Here is a 2853-nt window from a genome sequence, read left to right as displayed (position 1 = left end):
TTATATTTTTATTACTGATGTTAAAAAAGCCCTTGAAGAAAAGAAAGATTATGTAACAGCTTACCTTATTAGGGACGAAATAATAAAATTTACTCTGAAATTAAAAAATCTAAACGACACTGACAGAAAAATACTTTTAAATGGATGTCTTATTAATTATTATAAAAATAATAGTTGATTTAGAAAAAATTCATAATAAAAACAAGTATAACTAATAATTTCAAAAAATAACAGCTTATAATCTATAAAAAATATTTTATTTTTAAGTCACTTCTTCAAAAACCAAGTATTAATAATTATTTCAGATATCAGTATAATTACATAAATAAAGTCCAAGTTAAATATTTCATAATAATCAAAATAATTTATTCTGATTTTATTGATATCCTTTATTGTTATATTAATCTTGCTATATTTTTTTCACATTGGTTAATAGTTTAACTTAAAAAGGTCAATAACTATAACTTTTCATTATCTTTTTCAATCGAAATATTGTATTTTATTTGATTTTCAATCTACGTTATACTTAACTCAAGTAGAAAAAACTAATATTAATAAGGGGGTTCAAATGAAAAATTATAAATTAGGAGCTTTATACGGAGACGGAATCGGACCGGAGATTGTAAAATCAACAGTTGACATCATGGAAGCCGCAGCAAAACAAATTGGAATCGAAATAGAATTTGAAAAATTACCTTTAGGTTGGGAAGGTATTGAAAAATACAATAATCCTGTACCTGATATAACTAAAGAAGGACTTACAAAATGTGATGCATGGTTACTAGGGCCACATGATTCGGCAGCTTACCCGGAAGAATGGAGTTCACAGTTAAATCCAAGCGGAACAATAAGACACCATTTTGATCTTTTTTCAAATGCAAGACCCATCAAACCTGCACCTGGAATAAAATCTGTGGTAGACGGAATGGATTTAGTACTTTTCCGTGAAAATACAGAGGGATTTATGCCAGACAGAAACATGTTCAAGGGACGTGGAGAATTTCTTGTAACTCCGGAAATAGCCCTGGTAACTGGTGTGTTTACAAAGAAAGCAACAACAAGAATTGCTCACGAAGCATTTAAAATGGCAATGTCCAGAAGAAAAAAATTAGCAATCGTTCACAAGGCAAATGTTATTCAGATGGCATATGGATTATTCAGAGACACATGTTATGAAGTGGGAAGAGAGTTCTATCCTGAGGTAGAGATAGAAGATTACCATATTGATGCAATGACTGTACACCTTGTAAGAAGAGCAAAAGATTTTGATGTAATTGTAACTACAAACTTATTTGGAGATATTCTTTCTGACCTGGCCGGAGAACTTTCAGGAAGTCTCGGACTGGCTCCTGCAATCAACAGTAACGAAACGCAGGCTATGGCCCAGGCAGCTCACGGATCAGCTCCTGATATAGGTGGACAAAACGTTGCCAACCCTGTAGGAATGATCTTATCAGGAACATTGCTTCTAAAATGGCTTGCTGACAAACATGAAGACAAGAGAATGAATGAAATGGCCTTCCTTATAGAAGCTGCTATAGAAAAAAACCTTACTGAAGGGGTCTGCACAAGAGACCTTGGGGGAAAAGAATCGACAACAAGCTTTACACAAGAAGTAGTAAACACTTTAAAAGTAATGTAAGAAACAGTTTGAGTACAAAATTTAGATATCCACCTGTAGATTCTTTTCTGTAGGTGGAATATCTTTTTTATAGCATCTAATTATCAAAATCAAAAGGAGTAGTGTTATGAAAGTAGCTCTGATTCATACAACAATAAATTCAATGAACCCCATAATAAATACTTTCAACAAGTTAGATCCCACTATCGAATTAATGAATTTCTTAGATGAAGGGTTGATGTATGAACTAAAAAATAATGATAAAATAGAGTTTTATATGTTAAAAAGGCTTATTTCAATGGCGGAAAACGCAGAAAAAAGCGGTGCCGACGGAATACTCTTAGCGTGTTCAGCCTTTTCACCCTATGTGGACAATATAAAATCATTTGTCAGTATACCCATCCTCAGTGCTGATATGGCTATGCTTGAACAGGTTGTAAATATCGGTGGGAAGATAGGAGTCCTGACAACTATCGAAGCTGCAAGGTATACAACATTAAAGCTTATAAAAGAAATAGCAGATAAAAATAAAGCTGACGTGATAGTTGAAGGACAGATAGTTGATAAAGCCTTTGATGAGCTGAAAAATGGAAATAAAAATGAACATGACAGATTAATTCAACTTAAAATAAAAGAATTTTCATCTGAATATGATGTAATCGTTCTGGCTCAAATGTCTATGACCAGTGCTCTTGAAAATTTTGAACTATGTAATAAATCTGTCTTTTCAAGCCCTGAAATAAGTGCCAGAAAAATATTAGAAGAAATAAAGGAGGGCAAGACAAAATGATCGGAGTAATAGCAGATGACACCACAGGAGCTAATGATATAGGAATAATGTTCAGAAAAAATGGGTATTCTGTAAAAATTCTTACTTTTCAAGAGGATATGCAACCTGAAAATAACTGTGACGTTCTGATTATCGATACAGACAGCAGATTGGATCCTTTAGAATTGAGTAGATTTAAAGTTTACAAATCAGCAGAAATATTGAAAAAAGCAGGATGTGAAATTTTCCATAAAAAGACCTGCTCTGTTTTTAGAGGTAATATAGGGGTTGAGTTTGATGCTATGATGGATGCATTAAAAAAAGATTTTGCTATAATCAGCCTTGCCTTTCCTAAAAACGGAAGAACTACTATACATGGTATCCACAGGGTAAACGGAGAGCTTCTGGAAAATTCAAACTTTGCTAATGATCCCGTACACCCAATGACCAGCTCTGATCTGGT

3 protein-coding genes are annotated in these 2853 nt (G+C 33.1%); all 3 read left to right on the top strand.

Features of this window, described 5'->3' with window-relative positions; all coding sequences use genetic code 11:
* Positions 1 to 568 precede the first annotated feature (568 nt).
* Positions 569 to 1642, top strand: a complete 1074-nt coding sequence (locus tag ABZA26_RS11690) for an isocitrate/isopropylmalate dehydrogenase family protein (RefSeq protein ID WP_372714700.1) — start codon at positions 569 to 571, stop codon at positions 1640 to 1642.
* Between the two features lie 106 nt (positions 1643 to 1748).
* The gene (locus tag ABZA26_RS11685) at positions 1749 to 2411 is read left to right on the top strand and encodes an aspartate/glutamate racemase family protein (protein WP_372714699.1); all 663 of its coding nucleotides are present in this window, start codon (positions 1749 to 1751) and stop codon (positions 2409 to 2411) included.
* Positions 2408 to 2853: four-carbon acid sugar kinase family protein (locus ABZA26_RS11680; protein ID WP_372714698.1), on the top strand; the 446-nt coding region annotated here is incomplete at its 3' end. The genes ABZA26_RS11685 and ABZA26_RS11680, both read left to right, overlap by 4 nt.

Source organism: Ilyobacter sp. (assembly GCF_041583315.1).
Classification (GTDB): domain Bacteria; phylum Fusobacteriota; class Fusobacteriia; order Fusobacteriales; family Fusobacteriaceae; genus Ilyobacter.
Note: the sequence above shows the minus strand (reverse complement) of the source record. Positions and strands in the feature narration are given on the sequence as shown.